Raw genomic sequence first — 22,735 nt, forward strand, 5'->3', positions numbered from 1 at the left:
TCATGGCCGCAACACCCGGAGGGCGATTCCGAACCAATCCGCCCGGGTCACCACCGGCCGGTGAGTGAACACATCGTACCGGACCGCTTCGATCTTATCGAGAATGCGCACGCCTCCATTCCAGGTGAAACGCAGCTCGTAGCGCAGCCGCCCGAAGACGCGCTCTGGCAGCGTGCGCCCCACGCTAAAGAGTTGCCGGGTTCGCGCGACTTCCATCTGGAGGAGGTCCTCAAAAGCCTTATTGACCACCCGCTGGCGAAGGTGATCTTCGGAATAACCGAAACGTGCCATATCTTTCTGAGGCAGGTAAATGCGGTCTTTTTCAAGGTCCACCGCCACGTCCTGCCAGTGATTGGCCAGCTGCAGTCCGGTGCAGATGGCGTCGGACAACCGGTAAAGCTCCTCGTCACGATAACCGAAAAGCGTCAGGATCAGCCGGCCGACCGGGTGGGCGGAGTAACGGCAGTAGGCCAGAAGATCGTCGTAGGTCTGGTAGCGGCGCACCGTCACATCCATCTGGAAGGCGTGCAGTAAATCCCTCAACCATTCGACCGGCAGGCGGTGCTGCTCCAGCGTTCGCCGCAGCGCGATGAAGATGGGGTGACGGGCTTCGCCTCTGACGCAATCGTCAAGAAGGGCCTCCCAGCTCCGGAGCCACGCCAGCCGCTCCGTCTCATCGCCGGTTCGGCGGTTTTCATCCGAGAAATCATCGGAGGTCCGCATGAACGCGTAGAGGGCGTGCACAGCGGGTTGAAGCCGGCCTGGAATCAGGACGGATCCGACAGGAAAATTTTCGTAGTGGCCCCGGGTCAGCCGCTTGCAGTAGGAAAAGGCTTCCGCCTCGCTCCAGGACCGGCCGAAGGGCTCGGCGACCGACGGAGGAAGCAACAAGCCGAGCTTTTCCTGTGAACTCCCTCGCCCGACCGAAGTGCCGGGAGAGGGCGGGGGTGAGGGCACAGCCGCTGACGTGCCCTCATCCCAACCTTCTCCCATCCTTCGGACGGGAGAAGGGGTCTCCTGAAGCTTTCTCAATTCCTCTCTGCTAGACAAAGAGTTTCTCCAAATCCGCGATCTCAAAACCGACCAGGCTACTGATAATCAGGTCAGCGTCTGTCAGCTGATCCGCCCGGTAGGACGTTGTGACCGCCGCGCTTTTCATCCCCGCGGTTCTGGCCGCGGCTAAGCCGTGTCGGGAGTCCTCAATCACCACGCACTCCTCGGGTTTGATCTCAGGCGAATCTACCAAACGCCGCTCGTTCAGCAGTTTCAAAGCAGTCAGAAAGGATTCCGGATGCGGCTTGCCCTGCTGGACATCGTCGGAGCTGACAATGGCCGTAAAAAGCCCGCGGATCTTTCCTTTTCTGAGAACATATTCGACCTCCAGCCGCCGCGCACCCGAGGCCAGCGCCAGAGCAAATCGGGTCGACAGCTTTCGGATCAAGGCTTCGGCGCCGGGATAGATAACCAGATGCTCCTTCATCGCCTCGTCGAAATAGCGCGCTTTGCGATCCACCAGGTCCTGGAGCGTTTTTTCGTCGAGAGCCGGCCGGCCGTTGGCTTGGAAAATCATGCGGAAACATCCCCGGTCGTCAAAAGCCAGGTAACGGTCGTAATATTCCTGATCCGTTAAAAGAATGCCCAGCTCATGAACCACCCGCTGAAAAGCTTTCAGGTGCAGCGGTTCGCTGTCGCAAATCACGCCATCCATATCAAATATAACAGCTCTTAACATAGGTTAGGGGTTCCTTAAAAAACTATTCCATGAGGGACCGTAAGCGGTCCGGAAAGTTGGTGGTGATGGCGTCGACACCGCAGGAGATCAGGCGTTTCATCTCGTTTTTGGTGTTGGCGGTCCAGGTGGACACCGCCAGATCCGCTTTGTGCGCCGCCTGCACGCCCCGGGTCGTGATGCACGTTTTGCGCGGGAAGAGTGCTTGCGCACCGATCATTTTGGCCTGATCGACCCGCGATTCGTCGCCTTCTTCGGAATAAAGCAGTCCGATCGGCACGGTCCGGTGGGCAACGCGGACTTCCTGAAGCGCCACCGCGTCGAAAGAAATAATAACGACCCGTTCCACAAAATCGTCTTTCTGCAACCGGTTCACCACCGCATCCGCCAGCGCGCCGCCGAGCCCCCTGACGGTTTTCAGTTCAATAATAAACCCCAGCGCGTGCCGGCTGGTGGTCCGCCGGCCTTTGAACCGCTGGATGACTTGCGACAAGGAGGGAACATATTCCCCGGCGTATTCCGGGCTGTACCACATTCCGGCATCCAAACTGCTTATTTTTTCCCAGGACAGGTCGCGAACGATGCCTTCGCCGTTGGTCGTGCGGTCCACCGACGTGTCATGCAGAACAACCACTTCACCGTCTCTCGAGAGTTGAACATCCAGCTCGATCAGGTCCGCGCCGCGACGCACCGCCTCTTCGAAAGAAGCGAGTGTGTTTTCAGGCGCGTAGCCCATGGCGCCGCGGTGTCCGACGATCAGGCAAGGAGCTTGACGAGGCCAGAGAGTCATCATAAAAGAAAAAAGTAGCGGGGGCCGGACTTGAACCGGCGACCTACAGCTTATGAAGCTGCCGCTCTAACCAGCTGAGCTACCCCGCCGAAATGGATTCGACTCGCTACGAGCGGTGGTAATCGCCCTGAGCGCAGTCGAAGGGCTACCCCGCCTAAATTGGTTTAGAAACAGGAGGGATTATATCAATTCAATTACTATGGACATAGTTGCGCGGACAGTACGCGAAATCTTTTTCCGCCCATCCGCGTTAAGCCCTTCCCTCGTTAACTTAGGGGTCCCGGCTGGCCTGCCGCACCAGAAAGGCGTCACATTTTTCCGAGACCTTTGCGAATATGAGAAGTATTTCTTGAACAATTCCGGCGAGAGCTTCGTTGCTTCCGGGCTCAAATAGGCAGACTTGGTTTTTAGGAAAAGTGCATGGTCTTGTAGGCCGCGGCGCGGCGATAATACATCTGGTTCAAAACCGGCACCTGCTTATCAAGGTAGTCGTAGACCACCACGCTGGTTTTCCCATCGTGCTTGCGCAATATCCGGCCGACATACTGGATGAGCTTGCCGCGAAAAGCGATGGGAAAAGCCAGAAATAGCGTGTCGACCTGGGGACAGTCGAATCCTTCGCCCAGGTATTGGCCGGTGGCGATGATCAGAAGCTCATTCTCCGGCGGCTGCTCTTTGATCTGGTTCAAGATTACGGTGCGCTGCTTCTTCCCAACCGCACCGCTCAAAAGATAAGGGGATTTCCCCTTCAGTCTCAAACCGTCTGCCAGTTGGCGGCAGTGTTCCTTCCGGTGACTTAAGACAAGGCATTTGCGTCCTTGTGAGAGGGCCAGGGCAACGTCCTGTTCGATCAGTTCGTTTCGTTCCTTATCCCCCGCCATGGCTTTGAAGACGTCTTGGATTGACGTTTCGGGGGCAAGCGGCGGCATCGCGGTCTCGCGGAGGATGAGTTGGCGCGGGATGCCATTATCTTCCATCGCCATCCGGTAGCGGATCGGACCGCATTGCATCGGCATGATGTCATGGAGACCGTCGCTGCGATGCGGAGTAGCCGTTAATCCCAGAATATAGCGGGCGCACACCCGCTTCAGGCTGGCTTCAAAGGTCACGGCGGGGATATGGTGGCATTCGTCGATCACCACAAAGCCGTATTGGGAAAAGAAAGCTTGCAGTTCAGCCGGCTGCTTACCATCCAGGCTTTGCAACATGCCCAAATCGAGGACGCCTGTCTGGCGGTCCCGGCCACCACCGACCTGTCCGATATCGGATGACTTGAGCTTAAGGAATGTCATAAGCTGACGGCGCCATTGCTCCAGAATCGGTTTCCGGTGCGAAAGGACAATGCATGGGACGTTGCGCCGCGCAATGGCATAGCAGCCCATCACGGTTTTGCCCGCCCCCGGCGGAGCTACCAGGACGCCGATGTCGTGCGATAGCATCGTTTGCATCGCGTGTTCCTGGCCATCGCTTAGCCGGCCGTAGAACTCAAACGAAAGCTTTGCGGGGACTGGCCGCAAGTCCTCAATGATAGGCACGGTCCCCACCTCTTTGAACAGGCTTTCCACCTCTTCCTGCGTTCCACGCGGCAGGTGGAGATGGCTCATGTCCTCCTCGTAACACCGAATGAGCGGAGGAATGCCGTAAGTTGAAAAGCGCTTTCGTTGTTTTTCAAAGAAAATCGGGTTCCAGAGAGAGGCCAGATGCTTGAGCCGGGACAGAAGCCAGGGCGGTATGCCTGATTTCTCGATACTGAACATGGCCCCGACCGCGCAACGCACCTGATCCGGCGCAGGCAGCCGCTGTCGGGCCGAAGGCAAAGAAACGGTGAGCGCTGTTTCCAAACCCACGGAAATGAGCGGTACCTTAAGTAAAATTCCCTTCAATTCTGCCGACGATATCCGCTTCACCTGACTCAAAAACAACCATTGGTCCGGCCAGGATTTCAGTTCCTGGCTCGCCGGGTCAATAAACTCTGAATGGCCCAGTGCGCGACATTTCTTTTGGAGCGGGAGGGCGATCAGATTGCCGAATCCTCCCCTCGGAGTAAAATCCTGGCTTGGGAAAAACCGGTCGTAGCTGGCCAGGTCCATCTTGGCACGTACTTCCATGACCTGCCGCAAAAGGCGCATGCCAAGCTGGCGGGCCGTTTCCGCTTTCACGGGCCCGCTGAAGAAAATCCAGACATGGCCGCCGTCTCCCGACCGGGAGCGTTCCAGATAAGCGGGTACGCCGTACCGCCCGCAGACGTCCAAGTAAGCCAGCGCATCTAGCCGCCAGCCCTGGCCGTCGAAATCGCAGGCCAGAAAGCAACAACGGTTATCTTTGAGCAGGGGATAGACACCGATGGTCTTCGTGCCGGAGAGATGGTCCAAGAGAACCTGATCAGTTAAAGGAAGATACTTCCTCGGTTCTTTATTCTTAATGGAATCCCACTTGTTCTCGCAAGCCGGGGAATAACCCCTTTTGCCGGAGTATTCACTTTCCCATCGTTCCGCATAGACATCCTCGCGACCCTTGAAAAGGTCTCGGAACAATTTGACCTTATAATCGGCTGGCGAATTGTTTGCAACGGAGGGGACGGCACTCTCGACGTGGTCGAATTCGGGCGAGGAAATGAAGAGTTGCTGCGGAGGTTGCGGTGCGATTAGTGTCAGAGGAACGGGTTCTTTTAGCTTCTTCTTAAGCTCCTCGTTCTCACGACGAAGCCGCTCTAATTCTCGCTGAAGTTCTTCCGAAGTAGAATCCACCTTCGCATTCCTTTTTCTAGCGGTGGCGATGGCCATCGGCAAGTCGGTCGCCAGACGTCCGGTGACCATATCGATGGTCGGTCAGGTCATCAAGGTTTCGGCTATTGCTTCTGATTTTATCAAAAGGACATCGACAAAAGACCCTTTTTATGTATACTTGTTATGCGGTTGGTCACCTATTGAGTTACCAACAGCATAATGGATATGAAAACTCTTGGGCCAACCTCCTCTCTTCTACTTTCCCGACTGAACGAAATGGGGCGCCCCATTTTTACCCTTTTGGAAGCCCAGCATATCCTTCGGGCCAGTTATGGAAACACAAAAAAGCTCCTCCACGACCTGGTTCGGCTGAACTGGCTCCGGCGTCTAGGGCGCGGGAGATACCTCATTGTTCCCCTAGGCGTTTCGGATCGGAATGAATACACCGCAGATGAGCTTCTTATCGCCTCCCACCTGGTTTCCCCCTACTACATCTCCTGGTGGACGGCCTTGCATCACTATGGTTACACGGAACAGGTTTCACGGAAGGTCTATATCGCCGTCCAAGCGCAAAATCGCCCACTGACGCTATCCGGCGTGACGTATCAGTTCATTACGTTGAAAAAAAGCAAATTCTTCGGCTTTGAAGAGGTCTGGGTGCAGGACCAGAAAGTGAAGATGGCCAGCCGCGAGAAAATGGTCATCGACTGTCTGGATCGTCCAGACCTGTGCGGGGGGATTGTAGAGGCGGCCAAGGGGCTCTGGAATGGCCGGACTGAACTCGACCTGTCCCTGCTTGTTCGTTACGCCGTCATGATGAAAGCGAAAACGGTATGCAAGCGCTTAGGCTATCTACTTGAGTTCTTCGAACTCGGCGGAAAGCCGGACCTTCTGCGGCTTCAGAACATCATGCTCCCGGGATGGTCGATCCTGGATCCAAATCTCCCCAAAACAGAGAGATACATGAGCCGATGGAGACTGCAACTGAACGTTCGTGATGAAGATTTACGCTCTTGGAAAGGAACCTAATGATTCCCATCAACCATATTCATCAACAAGCGGCCCGTGATGGCGTTAAAGAACGCGCTGTCGAAAAAGATTATGCACTGACCTGGTTCCTTCTGGCTCTGGGCGAGCTTTCTGAACCGCTCAAAGGCCTCCGATTCAAAGGAGGCACCTGTATCCGCAAAATGTATTTCCCGCATTGGAGATACTCCGAGGACATTGATTTCACGCTGACCGACCCGGCCTTGCTTCAAAGTTGTGCCGCTTGGATCAGCCAAATAGCGAAGAAGGCCGGACAATTATCAGGAATGGCGTACACCCCTCAGACCCCCGAATCCCAGCCTGAAACGGGACAACTCGAAAACCAAGTGATTTATGTGGATTATGTCGGCCCGCTGCAACGGACCGGGTCCCCGCGCAAGTTCAAAGTGGACATAACAGCAAGCGAACGTTTGATCGATCCGCCCACGCAAAGGAAAGTGAGTGGACTCTTTGCGGATCAGAAGGATCACCACGGCAAGCTTAACATCTACTCCTTGGAGGAGATTTGCTCCGAAAAGATGCGGTCACTGATACAGCGTCGTGAACCGCGAGACCTTTACGATATTTGGCGCCTGATGAGTGAAGTTCCGGAGCTGGATCGGTCAAAAGTGACCGATATGTTTATGGAAAAATGTCGTTTCAAGAAGATCCCGCTACCGACTTTACGGAACTTGCTCGGCAGTCATAACATCCCAACACTCGAGAAACTATGGAGCGTCCGGCTCGGCGAGCAACTAGCAGACCTCCCGCATTTTGAAGAGGTTATCCGCGAAACGCGCCGCCGGCTGCGTGCTTGCGAGAGTTAGATGGATCTACTCAAACGGGGAGGGAATGTGTGAAAATTTCCTGCTTTTCCCGCTGATTTTCCTTCCGAAGCGAATCGATAATGAATCCGTCCACCCTTTTCCAAATATAGCTTACGAACTTTACGGGCTTTGGCCGTCCGCGACCGTCCCTGTAATTGAGGTCATAAGTTTTAAGCTGCCGGTACAAAAGGGGGATCGATTCCGAAAGCAGGTCTTCCCCATAACGCCTCACAAGATCGGGCCAGCCGCGCTTATGTAATCGAAAAACGATGAATTCTAAATGCCGGAGGATAATCTCATTGGCGCATTTCCGGGAGCCCCGTTTAGCCTTGGCTATTAGACACCGCTCTTCCAAGAGCGATAGCGTCGGATACCGGCGAAAAACCGTTCCATTGCCGTGCCGCATCGGTCGATTCTATCACTGGCCACTAGGCCACGATGAGTGCTTTGGGAGGCGCAAAGTACCTTTTTCAGGTACTTATTGCGACCGAAGATTTGGCCAAAAAATCGTGGTACACTTTTTGGGACACTTTGTATCAGAATCGGAGGGTACGGATCGGGAAGGTCGGGACAGCGTCTCCGTCGGATACGGCACTTTTCGGCAAGGTCCGGAACCCCCTCAAAACAGCTTATGAAGTCCGCCACGCAACCGGCAGATCCGCCGGACGTCTGGCGGACTAAATCGACGGGGCTGCACCATAAAACTCGGCAGGAGGACGGTGCTGAGCTATCCCGCCGAAATGGATTCGACTCGCTACGCTCGCTCATCATTGCCCTGATCGGAGTCGAAGGGCCTCCGAAATTGACTTAGAGGACGTTTCACGACGGAGATATCGGCCCGCCCCTCATTAACATTTTGTTTCCTTGATGGCAGCCCCATGTCCCTTTATGTCTATAGTGCTATGAAAAACCTGGACACGTTCGAGAAGACTACCATAATGATAAAGAGAATCTTGACGCTGGGAGCACTAATCGGATTGACGATGGGACAAAACCCGTGCTCCTGGGCCGCCGGAGCCCCAGCGGGGGGAACGGATCCCTTTCAATTTTTCGAGGAAGAGTCCAAAGTCGTTACGGCTTCCAAGAAGGAAGAAAAACTACAGGATACCCCCGGCGTCGTCGCGGTCATTACCGCGGAGGACATCCGCCGCTTTGGAGCAAGGAATTTGCGGGATGTGCTCGATCGGGCTCCCAGTCTTTATACCCTGAACGGAACACTTTATCCATCCAACGTTGTTTCCATCCGAGGAGACACACAAACGCAGGCGGATAGCCATGTTCTTTGGCTCGTGGACGGTCGCCCGATGCGGGAGGTGGCCTTCGGTGGAGTCAACTTCCCCCTCTTGACCTCCTATCCGGTGGATCTTGTGGACCATCTTGAGATTGTCCGGGGTCCGGGTTCTGTTCTTTACGGTTCGAATGCTTATACGGGGATCATCAACATCATCACCAAGAAAGTCCCAGAGCGCGAGGCGACCGTCAGGGGCGGCGGTGGCTCTTACAACACAACCTATGGAGCGTTTTCAGGCGGAGTCCCTTTGAATGATCAAGGCAGCGTGACAGGCGCCGGCCGCTATTTCCGGTCCGCCGGCTGGCGTTATTCCGCCACAGACGAAGGCCGGATTAATAGTTCCATGCGCGTGAAGGAAGAGGACACCAGTTTTGCCTTGGCCTCCCGCTACCGCGACTGGACCCTGACCGGCTTTTATGCCGAAGCGCATCACCTCGATCTCGGAACCCTGCCGCGCTGGCCGGACGATCCAACCAACACCCTTAAAGGCATGTTCGATGTGGGTTATAAGCACGCCCTGGCCGAAAACTGGAACACGGCAGTCAATACCACATACAACTTTTCTCGCTTGGGCGTGACCGATCCCGGAGAAATCGACACCAATCGGGATGGAACGAGCTTTCTAACCGAAGCAACGATTCAAGGTACCCCCCTGAGAGATCTGAACATCACCCTGGGAGGCACCGGCGACTACCACGAAATCGTTTTCGATCCGGAGGGCCTGCATCCTCACGAAACTTGGTGGAGTTTCTATTCGCAAGCCGATTATCGTCTGATCCCGTCAGTGAAATTATTGGGTGGCGCGCAGTACAACAAGCCCGAAGGCGTTTCGGCCAATATCTCCCCTCGCGGCGGCGCCATCGTAACCTTCGATCCCAATTGGGGCGCAAAGCTTCTTTACGGAGAAGCGTTCCGGGCGCCTTACCCGGCGGAGACCCAGATGCGGTCTACCGCGCTTTACGGGAATCCGGATTTAAAACCGGAAACCATCCAAACGTACGACGCGCAGGTGTTCTATCAATCCAAACCGGTTCGCGGCAGCCTGACCTTTTTCCACAGCCGCCAGCGGGATCGCATCATCCGAGTCGTCGTCGGCGGAGTTCCGACGTTTGCAAACGTCGACAATCTGACGTCCGATGGAATCGAACTGGAAGGCGTGGTTAATGCGACATCCCGTTTATTCTTCACCGGGTCCTATCTCTACCAAATCAACAAAAACCAAAACGCCGTTCACGATGCGACGTTCATGCCAACCCACATGCTCAAAACGGGCGTTTCCTACGCAGGGGATTCGGGCGTCACGATGGGACTCTTTAACACGTACATCGGCGAACGGGGAGACGTGAATGCAGTCAACTCAACCGCTCGGGAAGTCAATCCACCCGCTCAAGCCTATCACTGGTTGACACTCCATGCCATCTTCGACTTGCAGAAGTTTTTGAAGCAAAGCCTTTTCTCAGGGATGGAGTTCCGAGTCTACGCGATCAACCTGCTCAACGAACAGGTTTATGATCCAGAGTTTAACCGTAGACAAATTAATACCGTCCCGGCCCGTGAAGGCCGGTCAGCCTATGGCGAGATCAGTGTGAAATTCGGTGGAAGAAACTTTTGACGTTGAAAGTCGCGGCCGAGAGGCTGGCGTGAGGATATCCGATAGGCTCCAGAGCTTTTTTGGCTTTATCCTCTTGATCCTCGGTTTGGTTTTCCCTCTCGCAATAGGGGCGGAAGACATTGTCGTCGTCTTGAGTTCCGATTCGCCGCCGTATCAAGAAGCTCTGGCAGGGGTCAAGGAAGCCCTGGCCCGGCCCTTGCGGGTCGTAAATTTAGCACAATCGGAAAACGTCCCTCCGACGCGCCTCATTCTGGCCATTGGCGGGAAAGCCGCTCTACACAGCTACCCACGGAAAAGCGCGATCGTTTACTGCCTCGTCCCAAACGTCATGCTGAGACCGGATCAATACAGCGGTCCCTTGGTCAGGGTCTCTCTGTCCCCAGCACCGGCCGTGATGCTTCGAAATTTAAAGGAAATTCAACCGACGCTAAAGCGCCTGGGGATTCTGTGGACCTCGGATGCCTACGTTGGCTATACCGCCCAACTCAAGGCGGAATCCCCCAACTTCGGTGTGGAGGTGATTGCCGAGCGCTTAAAGACCCCTGAAAATCTGTTGGACGGAATCAGGGCCATCAAGGACCGCGTGGACGCACTCTGGTTGCCTCCGGACCCTTTTCTGATCACCGCACACAACTTTGCGGCGTTCAAACAATTCTCTCTTTCCAATCACATCCCGCTTTATGTCCCCATGGACAACCTGGCGGACCAAGGGGCAGTGGCGGCGGTTTCCAGCAGTTTTCACAACATGGGTCAGAAAGCAGGAGAAGTCGCCGAAAAAATACTCTCTGGAAATCCAGTAACGGAGAGCTCCGTCTACGTTGAAAAAGTCACGCTGACGATTAACGCGTCTTTCGCCGCCCAAAGCGGGCTGGAACTTCCCCCCGCTGTTCTGAAAAAGGCAGACAGGGTGATCCCTTGACCCGTTCGACTGCGCTCAGGGTCATCGTGAGTGGAGCGTTCGTTTTAGCGAACGCGGAATCGAACCGATGAAACTGCAACCCAAAATGCTGCTGGTCTTTTGTTCACTGACCCTCCTGGTGGGAGCTCCCTCCTTATGGACGGTCCGAACAACGGTTCATCAGATCCTCCTTGATGACGTCAAAAATCGGGGTCTTTCTGCTGCCTCAGATTTGACCCGTGATTCTTGGCGCGGGTATAAAGCGCACAGCGAACATCTCTTCCTGCCGCCTTTGCAATCCGCCCAAGAACGCGCGGCCGCATCTTACGCGGCAGCACTTGGTCTATCGGGAGAAGTACTCGCCCACACCAATGTGGCTGAAAAGGGAAAGGTGTACAACGATGTCGTCACCTTGGAAGCGCTGCGGGCTGGCTCCACCCTCACGCGCATTTCCCATACGCAAGAGGGCGCCCTCTTGCTGATCTTAGCCCCTGTATGGTCTGTCGAGAAAAACAACGTTGAGGAAGAATTCCTATTTGGGGGTGGAAACGAAACGCTCGGCAAGACGCGTTTGGGAACCGTGCGCCTGGCGATTCCGCTGAAGAAGGTCCTGGAAACAGAATACCGGCTTTTCCGAAAAATCACAGTCATTGTCGTGACGGCCGGCGGGGCCAGTTTGTTGTTGATCCTGATCTTTATGCGTCGCTTACTTTTGCCAATCAAATCTCTGTCCGAAGGGACCTCGCGTATCAGCCACGGGGAATACGGGATCAATGTTCCGGTCTTTTCTAGGGACGAATTGGGCCAACTCGCCAACGATTTTAACCAAATGAGCAAGGCGCTGGCGGAGACAACCATCTCCAAGGACTATCTGGGAAATATTCTTTCCCATATGATCGACCCTCTGATCGTGCTGTCCATGGATGGCATCATTCAAACCGCCAACCAGGCCGTTTTGGACCTGCTTGGGTATGCCAAACAAGAGCTTGAAGGCCAACCTGCCCACACCCTGTTCTCGGCCAAGGACCACTTATCCAGCCATGGCAAGCAGGGAACCGTGATTACGGACAGCTCGGTTCGCAACCTGGAAGCAGAATTCATAACAAGATCAGGGGCCAGGGTCCCGGTCCTTTTTTCGAGCTCTGTGTTAAAAAATAATGAAGGCGTTCCCAGCGGCATCGTTGTCGTGGCCAAGGACATAACGGAGCGCAAGCACATGGAAAGCATTATCCGGCAAGCAGACAAGATGTCAGCGGTGGGTCAACTGGCCGCGGGGGTCGCCCACGAGATTAATAATCCCCTCGGAATCATTCTGGGGTTCGCCCAGGCGATGGTCAGACGCCTGCGGGTCAATGACCCGCTAGAGATGCCTCTGAAATCGATCGAAAAAGAAGCGATCCGCTGCAAAAACCTGGTTAAGGACCTTCTCACCTTTTCGCGGACCTCCAAAGCGGAGCGGGAGCCTATCGATATCAATCGGGCGATTGAAGAAGCTCTTCCCTTAATAATAGCGCAGGCGCGTCTGACGCATATCGAAGTCAAACAGGATCTTGCGCCAAACCTGCCGCACCTTTTGGGCAATTTAAACCAGATCCAACAGATTATTGTGAATCTGTCGAACAACGCCTTCGATGCCATGGGCGACCGAGGGGGAAACTTGACTGTAAAGACGGAAATCATCAAGGCAGATCCATATCAATGGATCTGCCTACGAGTTACGGATACCGGCGTAGGCATTCCATCAGAAATCCTGTCACGGGTGTTCGAGCCTTTTTTCACAACCAAACCGGTGGGTAAGGGAACAGGTTTAGGACTCAGCCTTATCCATGAGATTGTCAAAAAGCATTCGGGGACCATTGACGTTGAAAGTCGGCCGGGTTGCACAGAATTTTGTATTAAATTTCCAGTCCACTAGACCCCCTTGTAACAACGCAGAAACACCATTGACGAGGAGACCTAAAAGTACTCCAATATAAGGGAGGGCAAGACGATGGCTTCCATAAACCCGAGAGGGAGGAAGTCATCCTCGTGGAAGTCTCCACTAACGGCGAACGGGTTCACTAACGAATCGGCCCGAGACTCCCCCTCACCGGGTAAGCGATTACCTGAATCACCGCTCCAAACTGATGGGGCGGTGATTTTTTGTGATATGTCTCTTGGAAAACTTATGCGGTTGGGGGAAGAGTCATTTCCTTCATCTGGCAGGGACTTTTCTGCAGCAGAGCCGCGATTTCTCCTCGGATATCACAGCTGCCCTTTTCGATGATTCGTTCGACCTGCTTCTGGAGTTGCTGAGTTTCCTCGGGACTCAGATGACAGGAGGTGATCACCACCACCCGCACCTGACACAAGGCTGGATCCTGAGCCATCGCTTCCAGAACACCAAAACCGCTTAACTCAGGCAGCATGAGATCCAATAACACGAGGTCCGGTTTCTGGGCCCTCATTTTTGTCAACGCCTCCCGACCGTCAGAAGCCGTTTCCACCCAAAAACCTTCCTGCTTTAAACCCAGCTCCAGCAACTGCACGATAGAGGGGTCGTCATCCACCAGGAGAATGTGCTTGCCGGAAACGTCGGGTTGGGTTCCTTTTAATTGATGGACCACGGCCTGCCAGCTGAGCGGGGTTTCCGTGATCGGTTTGTCAAAAAGCTTCAATATGTTTTGAATGAGCCCAGTCAGCTGTTTGGCCTGGACCTGAATCTCCTTAAAACCTTCGACGCGGGAGGGCAGGCCCGCCGTTGAAGCCTGTTCCATCATGGACGTGCTGGTTCGAAGAATTTTGTTGACCGGATCCGTCAAAGACTGGCTCAAGGCGATCAGGAAGTCGGATTTGATCCGGCTGATTTCCTGCGCATGCTGAAGTTGAACGGTCAACCGGTGCCGCTCCAAGGCTCTTTGAAAAACGGTATTCAGATGTTCCAGGACGAACGGTTTGGCGAGGTAATCGTACGCGCCCGCTTTCATGCAGGTTACGCTGGTTTCCAGGGACGGATACCCGGTTATCACGATGACCTCGGTGTCCGACGAAATTTCCTTAATTTTCCGGACCACGTCCACCCCGCTTATCCCCGGCATCATGATATCCGTCAGGACCAGATCAAAATGCTGCTGCCGGACCTTTTCAATCCCGGCCTCCCCGCTCGAAACAGTTGTGACCTGGTAATCGGGCAACCCGAACTGAAGCATATCGCGCAAGCCCTGCTCATCTTCGATGATGAGCAGGCTGGGCCTACGAGAGGATTCCATGGTTAGGCCGCGGAAGGAAGAACGACTTCTTTCAATTGAAAGGACCCTTCTTGCAGGAATGCGATGACTTCTTCGGTGACGTTGGCAGTCCCTTTTTGAATAATTCGTTCCACGCGCTCCTCGAGTTGATGGGTTTCACGAGGGGAAAGATGTCTCGCGGTAACGACGACCACTCGGACATTCTGCAGAACCGGGTTCTGAGCCATTGCCTTTAGGGTATCAAAACCGCTCATTTCAGGCAGCATAAGATCCAACAACATGAGATCGGGTTTCTGAAGCGCCATTTTCTCTAACGCCTCACGACCGTTGGAAGCGGTCTCAATGGTAAGGCCCTCACGGGCCAACCCGTAACAGAGCAGTTGCAAGATGGCCGGGTCATCATCGACCAGCAAAATATGCTTGATCAAAGGGTCTGGGGTAGCCCCCTTCAACTGCTGAATCAGCGCCTGCCAGTCCAGGGCCGAGTCCGTCAGAGGTTTGTCCGTTAATTTGAATATGTTTTGAACCAGAAAATCCAGATGCTGGGCGCGGGTACGAATTTCTTTCAGATTTTCCTCATTTGGCAACACGCCTCCATCCAACATGGCCGCGCTGGACTGCAAGATCCGACCGATCGGATCGTTCAGAGCCTGGCTCATGGTAAACAGAAACTCCGATTTGATTCGATTCATCTCCTGGGAATGTTTCAACTGAAGAGCCATCCGTCGCTTTTCCAGCGCCTTTTGAAGGACAAGATACAGTTGCTCCATGATAAACGGCTTGGCAATATAATCGTAGGCACCTCCCTTGATGCTGGCGACACTGGTTTCCAGGGATGGATAGCCCGTCATGACGATAATCTCGGTCTCGGGGGAGACTTCTTTCAGTTTCTGAATGACCTCCACCCCGTTCATCCCCTGCATCATAATATCTGTCAGGGCCAGATCAAAGCGGCGACGTTTGGCTTTTTCAATACCCTCTTCCCCGCTGCTGGCGGATTCGAGCTGGTATTTAGAAAGCCCGAATGTCAGCATGTCGTGCAAGCCGGGCTCGTCTTCGATGATGAGCAGGCTGGGAGGCGTATGAAGTTCCATGATAAGCATTCTTATCCTATAGCCAGCCTTCGGAGCAAGGAAATTAAAAGAAAATTTAATGCAAAAAGAATGAGGCTACGGTTGGAAGGAACGGCCGACTTGAACGCGTCGAATGATTTCAGGTGCGATCTCACGAAGTGGCAACACTTTTTCAGCCAGACCCGCATGGACCACAAACCCGGGCATCCCCCAGACCACACTGGTGGCTTCATCCTGCGCGATAATCTGGCCGCCAAAAGAAGCGATCGTCTCACAACCCCGCAGCCCGTCCTGGCCCATCCCCGTCAGGATGACCGCCAAAGTTTGCCCAACATACGTTTCTGCCACGGACTTAAACAACACGTCAACGGATGGACGGCACCAGTTCTCGGGTGGATTCTGATTTGTTTGAACCGTCACCAGGTCGTCTGAGTGACGCTCCAGAACCATATGATAATCTCCTGGCGCAACCCAGATGGACCCCGGAAAAATCCGGTCGCCGGAGACAGCCTCAATAACCCGCAAGTGGGACTGAGAGGAAAGACGTTCTGCTAATAGCCGCGTAAAGAGCGGCGGCATATGCTGGACCACGACCACGGGAACCGGAAAATTGGGCGGCAGAACCGGCAATACCTCGGCCAACGCATTGGGGCCGCCGGTGGACACACCGATGGCTACGACATCCACCCGTCCTGATGACCGACGGTCCTGTTGCGCTGGCAACAACGCCGAAGGGGAACGGACCTGCGGCACACTGGGGACAATGTCGGATGGGCGGTCCTTCAGACAAAGGGCTTTGATTTTGGCAGTCAGATCCCTCCAGAATAGTTTGGGGTCCTGGGCATCCCCGGAGAGGAGATTCGGCTTGGTCACATAGTCGCTAGCCCCCATCGATAGCGCGTCCAGCGTAGCCACAGCGCCTCGCCGGGTTTGGGTGCTGAACATGATGATGGGTAGCCTGGGATACGTTTTACGGATTTCGGCCAGGGTCTGCAGCCCGTCCATCTCAGGCATTTCCATATCCAACAGAATTAGATCAGGATTCACTTCAGGAATTCGGGCGAGTGCGATGCGACCATTGGAGGCGGTGCCGACAACAACCAGGTCTGGATCAGCAGACAACGCGTTGTTGGCCAAACGACGAACAACCACCGCATCATCAACAACTAAAATTCGAACTTTCTGGTTCATTCACTCGCCCCTGTGTTAGAAGCTTATAATCGAAATCCCTGGTGGGCCTGAATAACAGGGAATTTCACCAGAAATTCCGTGTGCCCCTGTCGGCTTTTGACATCGATCGTTGCTGAATGTTTGGTCAGGACCTGATAAACAAAACTCAATCCAAGCCCTGTCCCTTTCCCGATCGGTTTGGTGGTAAAGAAGGGCTCGAAAATACGCGGCAGAATTTCAGGAGGAATCCCCTTGCCGGTATCGGTGATTGATAAAATTACGCTGGTTTGCTGTCCCACCTGTTCTAACCCGGTTTTGATGGCCAGAACACCTGCGCCAGGCATAGCCTCCAGAGCATTGAGCCCCATATTAACCAAAACTTGCTCAATCTGTTGCGGATTTCCAAAAATTCGAGGAAGATTTTCGCTTAATTCCTTCCGGACTTCAATGGCCCCGGCTTCCAGCCTGGAGCCCAAAAACAGCAGGGTTTTTTCCACAACCCCATTGAGATTCATCAGTTCCCAATCCGCCTGGGCCGTACGAGAAAACGTCAACAGCTCCTGCACCAGATCCCGACAGCGAATAGTTTCGCGTTCAACGGATTTGAGCGGGTGTTCCATTTTATCGCCAGAGGCAACGCGCGCCAACAAACCCTGAACAAACCCGAGGATCACGCCCAGGGGATTATTAATCTCATGCGCTATTCCGGCGGCCAGTTTCGCAACAGCATTCATTTTCGAGGATTGCGCTACCAACGCTTCCAGCCGTTTTCGTTCGCTTAAATCACGAACAATGACCGTATACGTATGACGCATTCCCAACAGAACTTCGCTGACGGATAACTCTACCGGAAATACACTTTGATCCTTACGCCGACCCTGCGCTTCTTTCATCGGTCCTGGCGAATGGGGGTGCAACAGGATTTGCAGAAAATCAGCTTCGTTAACCACCGGATCCGCTGACGCCAGGACCTTCGTAATTGGACCGTACAAAATTTCTTTATCGGAAAATCCGAACATCTGCTCGGTGGCCGTATTGACAGATTCCATTTGTCCCGTCTCATTCAAAATGATAATGCCATCGACGGCCGTCTCAAAAACAGCCCGCATTTGCGCTTCGCTTTCCCGAAGCATGCTCTCAGTCGCCTGCGCACGCTGGCACTCTTCCAGCGCTTGAAGCCGCTCGGCTTCGGCCTGCGTACAGGTAGGACAACGCGAATCACTCCTCGAAGAAGTCTTCCGGGACCGCCACAAGGGATAGAGAGAAAATAAGTTCAAGGGGGGCACCGCTAGGGCTGCAAAATGAGATGCAAATCCAGACGCCCCTGATCGGTCTGGAAAACCGCATGGACCACCTGGGCCGACGCCTGTTGACAGAGCGCTTCGGGATGAGTGGATTCCAATGGCGCAGCTATTTTAAACACCGCCCGAGGATCGTCAACGTAGGGAAGGATATTGCCGCAGATAATGTTGGCCATTTCCTTAAGGGAGTCCTTCTTCTGCAGATCCGTTAACGAGGCTTCGCCTTCGTTCATTTTCTCAGCCATCACGGACAAGAGATCGCCGTACGAACTCATCACCAGCGTCCCTCGCAGAGGTCCTTTAAAGTCCAGCTGAACGGAAAATTCAGGTTTTAAATCAGAAAAGGTGCCGGCTTCAGGGTTCGGATAGAGACCACATACCGCCCCAAACGATTCCACGGTGACATTGTATAGTTGTTCTGCCAATTTGTTGGCCATCTTATCCTCCAATCGCCGCTAAAACGGCATTAATCGCCTCCAAAAGGGCCTCCGGCGTAAAAGGCTTATGGACAAAACAGATGCCGACTTTCAGGAGATTCTCCACCTGTGTCACGCTGCTCTCGCTGGAAACGAAAATAAAAGGGACTTTAGCCGTAGCGGGATTCAACCGAGCGTTTTTCAGGAACTCGATCCCATTCATCACCGGCATATGGATATCGACGAACGCCATGTCGATCTTTTCTTTATTCAGGGTGTTCAATCCTTCCTGACCATTGGAAGCTTCAAACACCTGCTTGATCGGCAAGCCGCAAAGATTCAGATTCCTTAAGAGAATCTTCCGCATCGTTGAACTGTCGTCTACGATCAGGATATTCAAAGCCATGGCTTCGCTCCCTTCCGCCGTCACGCCTCCGGCCCGATATCGGACGGTTTCTCATCACTCTCGCTTCGCCGTTTCAGCCCAATATGCTGGTCCAATTCTTCCTGAACCCGATCGGCATCTTCTGCATGATAGAGAACATATCGGCACAGATGTTCATATTGCTCAAGATCCACCTCCAGAAACTCCAACCCCATGCCCTTTTCCTCAACACGGACCACCTTGGCCCGTCCGGTGATGGCCTGAACCGGGCCCATCCCCTTGACGGAAAGAATGACCTTGCAGACACACCCTTCCGGCCAAGGATTGTCACAGAACGCATAAAAACCCTTCGGGCTGAGATCCCGTGTTCGAAGCGCGTGCAAAACTTGCTCGCCATCCATCAGATCCACCTGCCAGGGTGACGTCACCCTCGAAAATTCCCGGCGCTCATCGGATGTCATGCGTTCTTTCCTCCGTTGGACAGCGGTGAATGCGCTCCCACTTGGCCGGCTAACTGGTAACACCCCGTCGCCGTAACAGGGACCCGCTCAAAATTATTATTCAAGTTGATGGTGGTCTCAGCCCCCCCCAAAAACAAGTACCCCTCCGGTTTCAGGATGGTCTGCAGCTTTTTCAGAATGCGCTGCTTCGTCGGAATATCAAAGTAGATGAGGACGTTTCGCATAAAAATGATGTCCACTGAAAATGGCGGGAGAGGCCACTCCCGAATCAAATTGATTTGCTGGAAATCCACCATTTTCCGAATGTCTGGCTTGAGCCGCCAACAAGCCTCTTGTTTATCAAAATATTTCGTCAACATCGCGGGAGGCAACCCCCGGTTAATTTCCAACATGGAAAAAGCTCCCTCGCGCGCCCGATCGAGGATTTTTTTCGAAATGTCACTGGCAACGATTTTGAGATTCCATTGCGACAACGCCGGGAAATGCTCCTGGATCAACAACGCGATACTGTACGGTTCCTGCCCACTGGAACAGGCCGCGCACCAGACGGTCAACTGGCGGGATTGATCGTGGCGACGCATCAACTCCGGCAGACAAGTGGACTTCATGAGCTCAAAAGGGTTTCGATCACGGAAGAACATGGTCTCGCAGGTCACCATGGCCTCCACAATATCCCATTCGATGGTTTTCGAACCGGAATCGGGCCGGAGGCTGGCGATCATTCCGTCAATGTCGTTGAATCCTTTTTGCTTAGCGAGCGGCGTCAGGCGCAACTCTGCCATGTATTCCTTGCCCTTATCCAGGCACAGACCCGCATAATCCCAGATTAACTTGCGGATATATTCAAACTCTTCGTCCGTCATAAAACCCTTTCACATGCGGAGCAGGTCAACTTAAGGCATTTTTCCAATGATCAATGGCTTCCAGAAGCGACTTAGACAGTGCCATAAAATGACCCCCCTCGGACAAAGCGCGTTCTGCTTCATCCGATTGTCCATGGATCGCGAGCTCCAAAATGCGCGCGGCTTCGTGATGGAATTGTGCATGCGCTTCCCGGATGCCTGCATGGTATTGGTCCGCTCCCGGCGCATGAGACAACGCGCCGTAGAGGGCTTTCCCAAACTCGCAAACATTATCTTTTCGAGCCGCCTCTGGAGTCGTATCACCGTTCTTCGTTTTGATTGCCATGGACAACCGCGTCCGCCAACGGGTGTGTGGGAAAACGGCATTGACAAGAATTTCTTTGATGTGATTCTTGTCGGCTTGACTCCCGCCGATTGCGACCGCCTGAGCGGAGGTAGAACCTTCATATTTAAAGGCACTGACCAGGCTCAGCAATTTAGCCGATATTTTCGCCAACTCTTCAGCAGCGGTCTGCGCGGTGGCCGTCGCCTGAACCGTGCCTTGCGCGCCTTTGGCGACCCCGGTAATGTTCTCCGCAATTTCCCCTGTGGCCTTGGCCGCTTCGGTGACATTGCGACCGATTTCATTCGTCGTCGCAGACTGCTCTTCCACCGCGCTGGCAATGGTCGTTGAGATGTCATTGATGCGTTTGATCACCTCGCCAATCTGCCCGATGGCCTCAACCGATCCCTGCGTATCCGACTGAGTTTGCGCGATACGACTGCTGATGTCTTCCGTGGCCTTGGCGGTTTCCATCGCCAGTTCCTTGACTTCATTGGCCACAACCGCAAACCCTTTGCCGGCTTCTCCGGCGCGGGCCGCTTCAATGGTCGCGTTTAAGGCCAGCAGGTTCGTTTGTTCGGCGATCGAAGTAATCAACTTAATGACTTTCCCGATCTCCTGGCTGGATTCTCCCAACTTCGAGATCGCGGCATTCGTTTTATCGGTTAACTGAACCGCCTCCCCGGCCACACGCGCAGCGTCCGCCGCGTTCTTGGCAATCTCTTTGATGCTGGAGCTCATTTCCTCGGATCCCGTAGCCACGGTCTGCACATTCTTGGATACCTGCTCGGCAGCAGCCGAGGCGGCTGTGGCTTGACTGGAGGTCTGCATCGCATTGGCATTGACCTGCGAATTCACTGTAGACAACTCTTCTGCAGAGGATGCCAGCACCATGGCGCTTTGCGCGATCTGCTTGACCGCCTGCTGGAACTGTTCCGCCAGCGTATTGGCGGCCTGTTTGATGGAATCAAAATCTCCCTGGTAGGCTGTCTTTACCCGTACCGTGAGGTCATTGCCGGCCAGCTTGGTCAGAATTTCGCTGATATCCCGGATCGGGTTGACCACCGCATCAAGCATGGCATTCATCCCCGACATGATCGGACGGAATTCCTTTGCCACCCCTTCCGCGTTCAGGCGAATGGACAATTGTCCCTGAAGCGCGTTTTGAACCACCTCGCCTGCCGAGTTAACGACATGGCTGATGATCCCGTTGATGTAACGAATAATGAACTGATAAACCATCGACAACGAGAACAAGAGCGCAATCACAAGACCCATCCAGGACAAACGTTTGATTTGGACGATTTCGGAATAGAATTCTTCTTCGTAACTGCCGGCGGCCACAATCCAATCCCAGGGTTCGAAATACGCATAATAGACAACCTTGGGCCGGCCTTCCCAAATGTAACGTACCCAGCCTGTCTTGTTCTTCATCATCTCCTTGGCGAAATCATACTGTGCCAAACTGAACCCTGCCTCCAGTTTCGGATGGACCGTGATTTCTGCCGAGGAAGTCATGGCATAGAGATACCCCGTCTTACCAATCTTGGTGCGGAGAATCGCATCCCGAATGGCGGCGAGATTGTCCTGTTTAATCCCTACAAAAAGCGCACCCGCCACCTGACCGCGGCGGATTATCGGTTCATACTGCACAATGCACCAGTCCCCAACAACCTGTGCACGGCCTTGGAAACTTTTGCCCGCTACAATGGCCTGGTAAACAGGACTCGTTGAATCAATGGTCGTTCCAACCGCTCGATCACCGTTTTTGAGCCGCACGCTGGTCGCCACCCGCGTCATCCCCGAAGAAGTCACTTTAAAAATCGTTGCAAGGGATCCGGTCAAATGGGCGATTTGGTCTGGAACCCGGTTATCCGCTCCCACTTCAGGAATAATCGCTCCGGAACGAATAAAAATGTCCTTCATGGACTCGAAATCCGCCGCAAGCTTTTTTGTGGTCTCTATATGTTGAATGCGGCACATGGAAATGGCATCGTTGGTGAGGTTTCCCAGATTAATCCTGCTCTCATCAAGCAGGGCGGTTTTCGCCGCCGACGTTTGATAAAACGTTATCGCTATCAGAGGAATGGACACGCACAAACCAGCCAGCACAAAGATGCGCGCTTTCAACGAGATATTGCTTATCAGATTACGCATATAACTCCTCTTAATTCATTTTTTCCAGCTGAAGAACCTTGTCTGTATCGAGCACGATCAACAATCGATCTTTCAGCTTGTACGCCCCGCAAATCATGTCACGATCTTTTTTTTGCAGGGTGGCCGGGGAACGTTCAAATGTCTCATCGGTCATCTCCAGTACGTCGTGAATTTCATCCACGAGTAGGCTGACTGCCCCTTCTTTGGTGTTGACCACCACATGCATCGGAATCTGACCGGGTTCCCGATCAGGCAATCCCAAACGCTTGCGTAGATCAATGGTTGTCACAATTTGCCCACGCAAATTAATGAGTCCTCCCACCACGGCCGGAGCCAGCGGAACCCGTGTAATGGATACCTCCTGATGCCGCACCACTTCCTGGACTTTCTTGACTTCAACCCCATAGAGGTCGTTCTGTAGATAGAATGTGCAATATTGCTGCGTTTTTGATGTCTCCATA

19 protein-coding genes and 1 tRNA gene are annotated in these 22,735 nt (G+C 53.8%); 5 read left to right on the top strand and 15 right to left on the bottom strand.

Annotated elements, in window-relative coordinates:
* From hpnC to WC859_02705, 5 genes are all read right to left on the bottom strand, one after another.
* Nucleotides 1–1,032: a squalene synthase HpnC gene (hpnC, locus tag WC859_02685; protein MFA5975052.1), complete on the bottom strand. Its 1,032-nt coding sequence runs from the start codon at nt 1,030–1,032 to the stop codon at nt 1–3.
* 10 nt (nt 1,033–1,042) lie between these two features.
* Nucleotides 1,043–1,732 carry an HAD family phosphatase gene (locus WC859_02690; protein MFA5975053.1) on the bottom strand — a complete coding sequence of 230 codons (690 nt, stop codon included), beginning with the start codon at nt 1,730–1,732 and terminating at the stop codon, nt 1,043–1,045.
* A 22-nt stretch (nt 1,733–1,754) separates the two neighbouring features.
* Nucleotides 1,755–2,522, bottom strand: coding sequence for a glycerophosphodiester phosphodiesterase family protein (locus tag WC859_02695; protein MFA5975054.1), 768 nt, complete (start codon nt 2,520–2,522; stop codon nt 1,755–1,757).
* Between the two features lie 12 nt (nt 2,523–2,534).
* A tRNA-Met gene (locus WC859_02700) sits at nt 2,535–2,608 on the bottom strand.
* A 318-nt stretch (nt 2,609–2,926) separates the two neighbouring features.
* Nucleotides 2,927–5,335, bottom strand: coding sequence for a DEAD/DEAH box helicase family protein (locus tag WC859_02705; protein ID MFA5975055.1), 2,409 nt, complete (start codon nt 5,333–5,335; stop codon nt 2,927–2,929).
* Between the two features lie 186 nt (nt 5,336–5,521).
* On the opposite strand from WC859_02705, the gene WC859_02710 reads away from it, so the two are divergent.
* From WC859_02710 to WC859_02730, 5 genes are all read left to right on the top strand, one after another.
* Nucleotides 5,522–6,274 carry a type IV toxin-antitoxin system AbiEi family antitoxin gene (locus WC859_02710; protein ID MFA5975056.1) on the top strand — a complete coding sequence of 251 codons (753 nt, stop codon included), beginning with the start codon at nt 5,522–5,524 and terminating at the stop codon, nt 6,272–6,274.
* Complete coding sequence (locus WC859_02715) at nt 6,274–7,098, top strand: nucleotidyl transferase AbiEii/AbiGii toxin family protein (protein MFA5975057.1); 825 nt, start codon at nt 6,274–6,276, stop codon at nt 7,096–7,098. Before WC859_02710 ends, WC859_02715 begins: the two co-directional genes overlap by 1 nt.
* Nucleotides 7,099–8,036: 938 nt before the next feature.
* The gene (locus tag WC859_02720) at nt 8,037–10,001 is read left to right on the top strand and encodes a TonB-dependent receptor (GenBank protein MFA5975058.1); all 1,965 of its coding nucleotides are present in this window, start codon (nt 8,037–8,039) and stop codon (nt 9,999–10,001) included.
* Nucleotides 10,002–10,131: 130 nt separating this feature from the next.
* On the top strand, nt 10,132–10,920 hold the full coding sequence (locus tag WC859_02725) for an ABC transporter substrate binding protein (protein ID MFA5975059.1): 789 nt from the start codon (nt 10,132–10,134) through the stop codon (nt 10,918–10,920).
* 67 nt (nt 10,921–10,987) lie between these two features.
* Nucleotides 10,988–12,814, top strand: a complete 1,827-nt coding sequence (locus WC859_02730) for an ATP-binding protein (protein ID MFA5975060.1) — start codon at nt 10,988–10,990, stop codon at nt 12,812–12,814.
* 250 nt (nt 12,815–13,064) lie between these two features.
* Here the strand turns inward: WC859_02730 and WC859_02735 are convergent, their stop codons facing one another.
* From WC859_02735 to WC859_02780, 10 genes are all read right to left on the bottom strand, one after another.
* The gene (locus WC859_02735) at nt 13,065–14,147 is read right to left on the bottom strand and encodes a response regulator (protein ID MFA5975061.1); all 1,083 of its coding nucleotides are present in this window, start codon (nt 14,145–14,147) and stop codon (nt 13,065–13,067) included.
* Nucleotides 14,148–14,149: 2 nt separating this feature from the next.
* Nucleotides 14,150–15,220: a response regulator gene (locus WC859_02740; protein MFA5975062.1), complete on the bottom strand. Its 1,071-nt coding sequence runs from the start codon at nt 15,218–15,220 to the stop codon at nt 14,150–14,152.
* A gap of 75 nt (nt 15,221–15,295) precedes the next feature.
* Nucleotides 15,296–16,390 (bottom strand): chemotaxis-specific protein-glutamate methyltransferase CheB, encoded by a 1,095-nt coding sequence (gene cheB, locus WC859_02745; protein MFA5975063.1) that lies wholly within the window; start codon nt 16,388–16,390, stop codon nt 15,296–15,298.
* Nucleotides 16,391–16,413: 23 nt separating this feature from the next.
* Nucleotides 16,414–17,646, bottom strand: coding sequence for an ATP-binding protein (locus WC859_02750; protein ID MFA5975064.1), 1,233 nt, complete (start codon nt 17,644–17,646; stop codon nt 16,414–16,416).
* Between the two features lie 11 nt (nt 17,647–17,657).
* A complete protein-coding gene (locus tag WC859_02755; GenBank protein MFA5975065.1) occupies nt 17,658–18,107 on the bottom strand; it encodes a chemotaxis protein CheX in 450 nt (149 codons plus the stop codon).
* A gap of 1 nt (nt 18,108) precedes the next feature.
* On the bottom strand, nt 18,109–18,492 hold the full coding sequence (locus WC859_02760) for a response regulator (protein ID MFA5975066.1): 384 nt from the start codon (nt 18,490–18,492) through the stop codon (nt 18,109–18,111).
* Nucleotides 18,493–18,512: 20 nt separating this feature from the next.
* Nucleotides 18,513–18,932: a PilZ domain-containing protein gene (locus WC859_02765; protein ID MFA5975067.1), complete on the bottom strand. Its 420-nt coding sequence runs from the start codon at nt 18,930–18,932 to the stop codon at nt 18,513–18,515.
* A complete protein-coding gene (locus tag WC859_02770; GenBank protein MFA5975068.1) occupies nt 18,929–19,795 on the bottom strand; it encodes a protein-glutamate O-methyltransferase CheR in 867 nt (288 codons plus the stop codon). The genes WC859_02765 and WC859_02770 overlap by 4 nt, the downstream gene beginning before the upstream one ends.
* A 25-nt stretch (nt 19,796–19,820) precedes the next feature.
* Nucleotides 19,821–22,274 carry a Cache 3/Cache 2 fusion domain-containing protein gene (locus WC859_02775; GenBank protein MFA5975069.1) on the bottom strand — a complete coding sequence of 818 codons (2,454 nt, stop codon included), beginning with the start codon at nt 22,272–22,274 and terminating at the stop codon, nt 19,821–19,823.
* A gap of 10 nt (nt 22,275–22,284) precedes the next feature.
* Entirely contained in the window at nt 22,285–22,734 is a 450-nt protein-coding gene (locus tag WC859_02780) for a chemotaxis protein CheW (GenBank protein MFA5975070.1), read from the bottom strand.
* Between the last annotated feature and the right edge of the window lies 1 nt (nt 22,735).

This window comes from Elusimicrobiota bacterium (assembly GCA_041660185.1).
Taxonomy (GTDB): domain Bacteria; phylum Elusimicrobiota; class Elusimicrobia; order 2-01-FULL-59-12; family 2-01-FULL-59-12; genus JBAZWU01.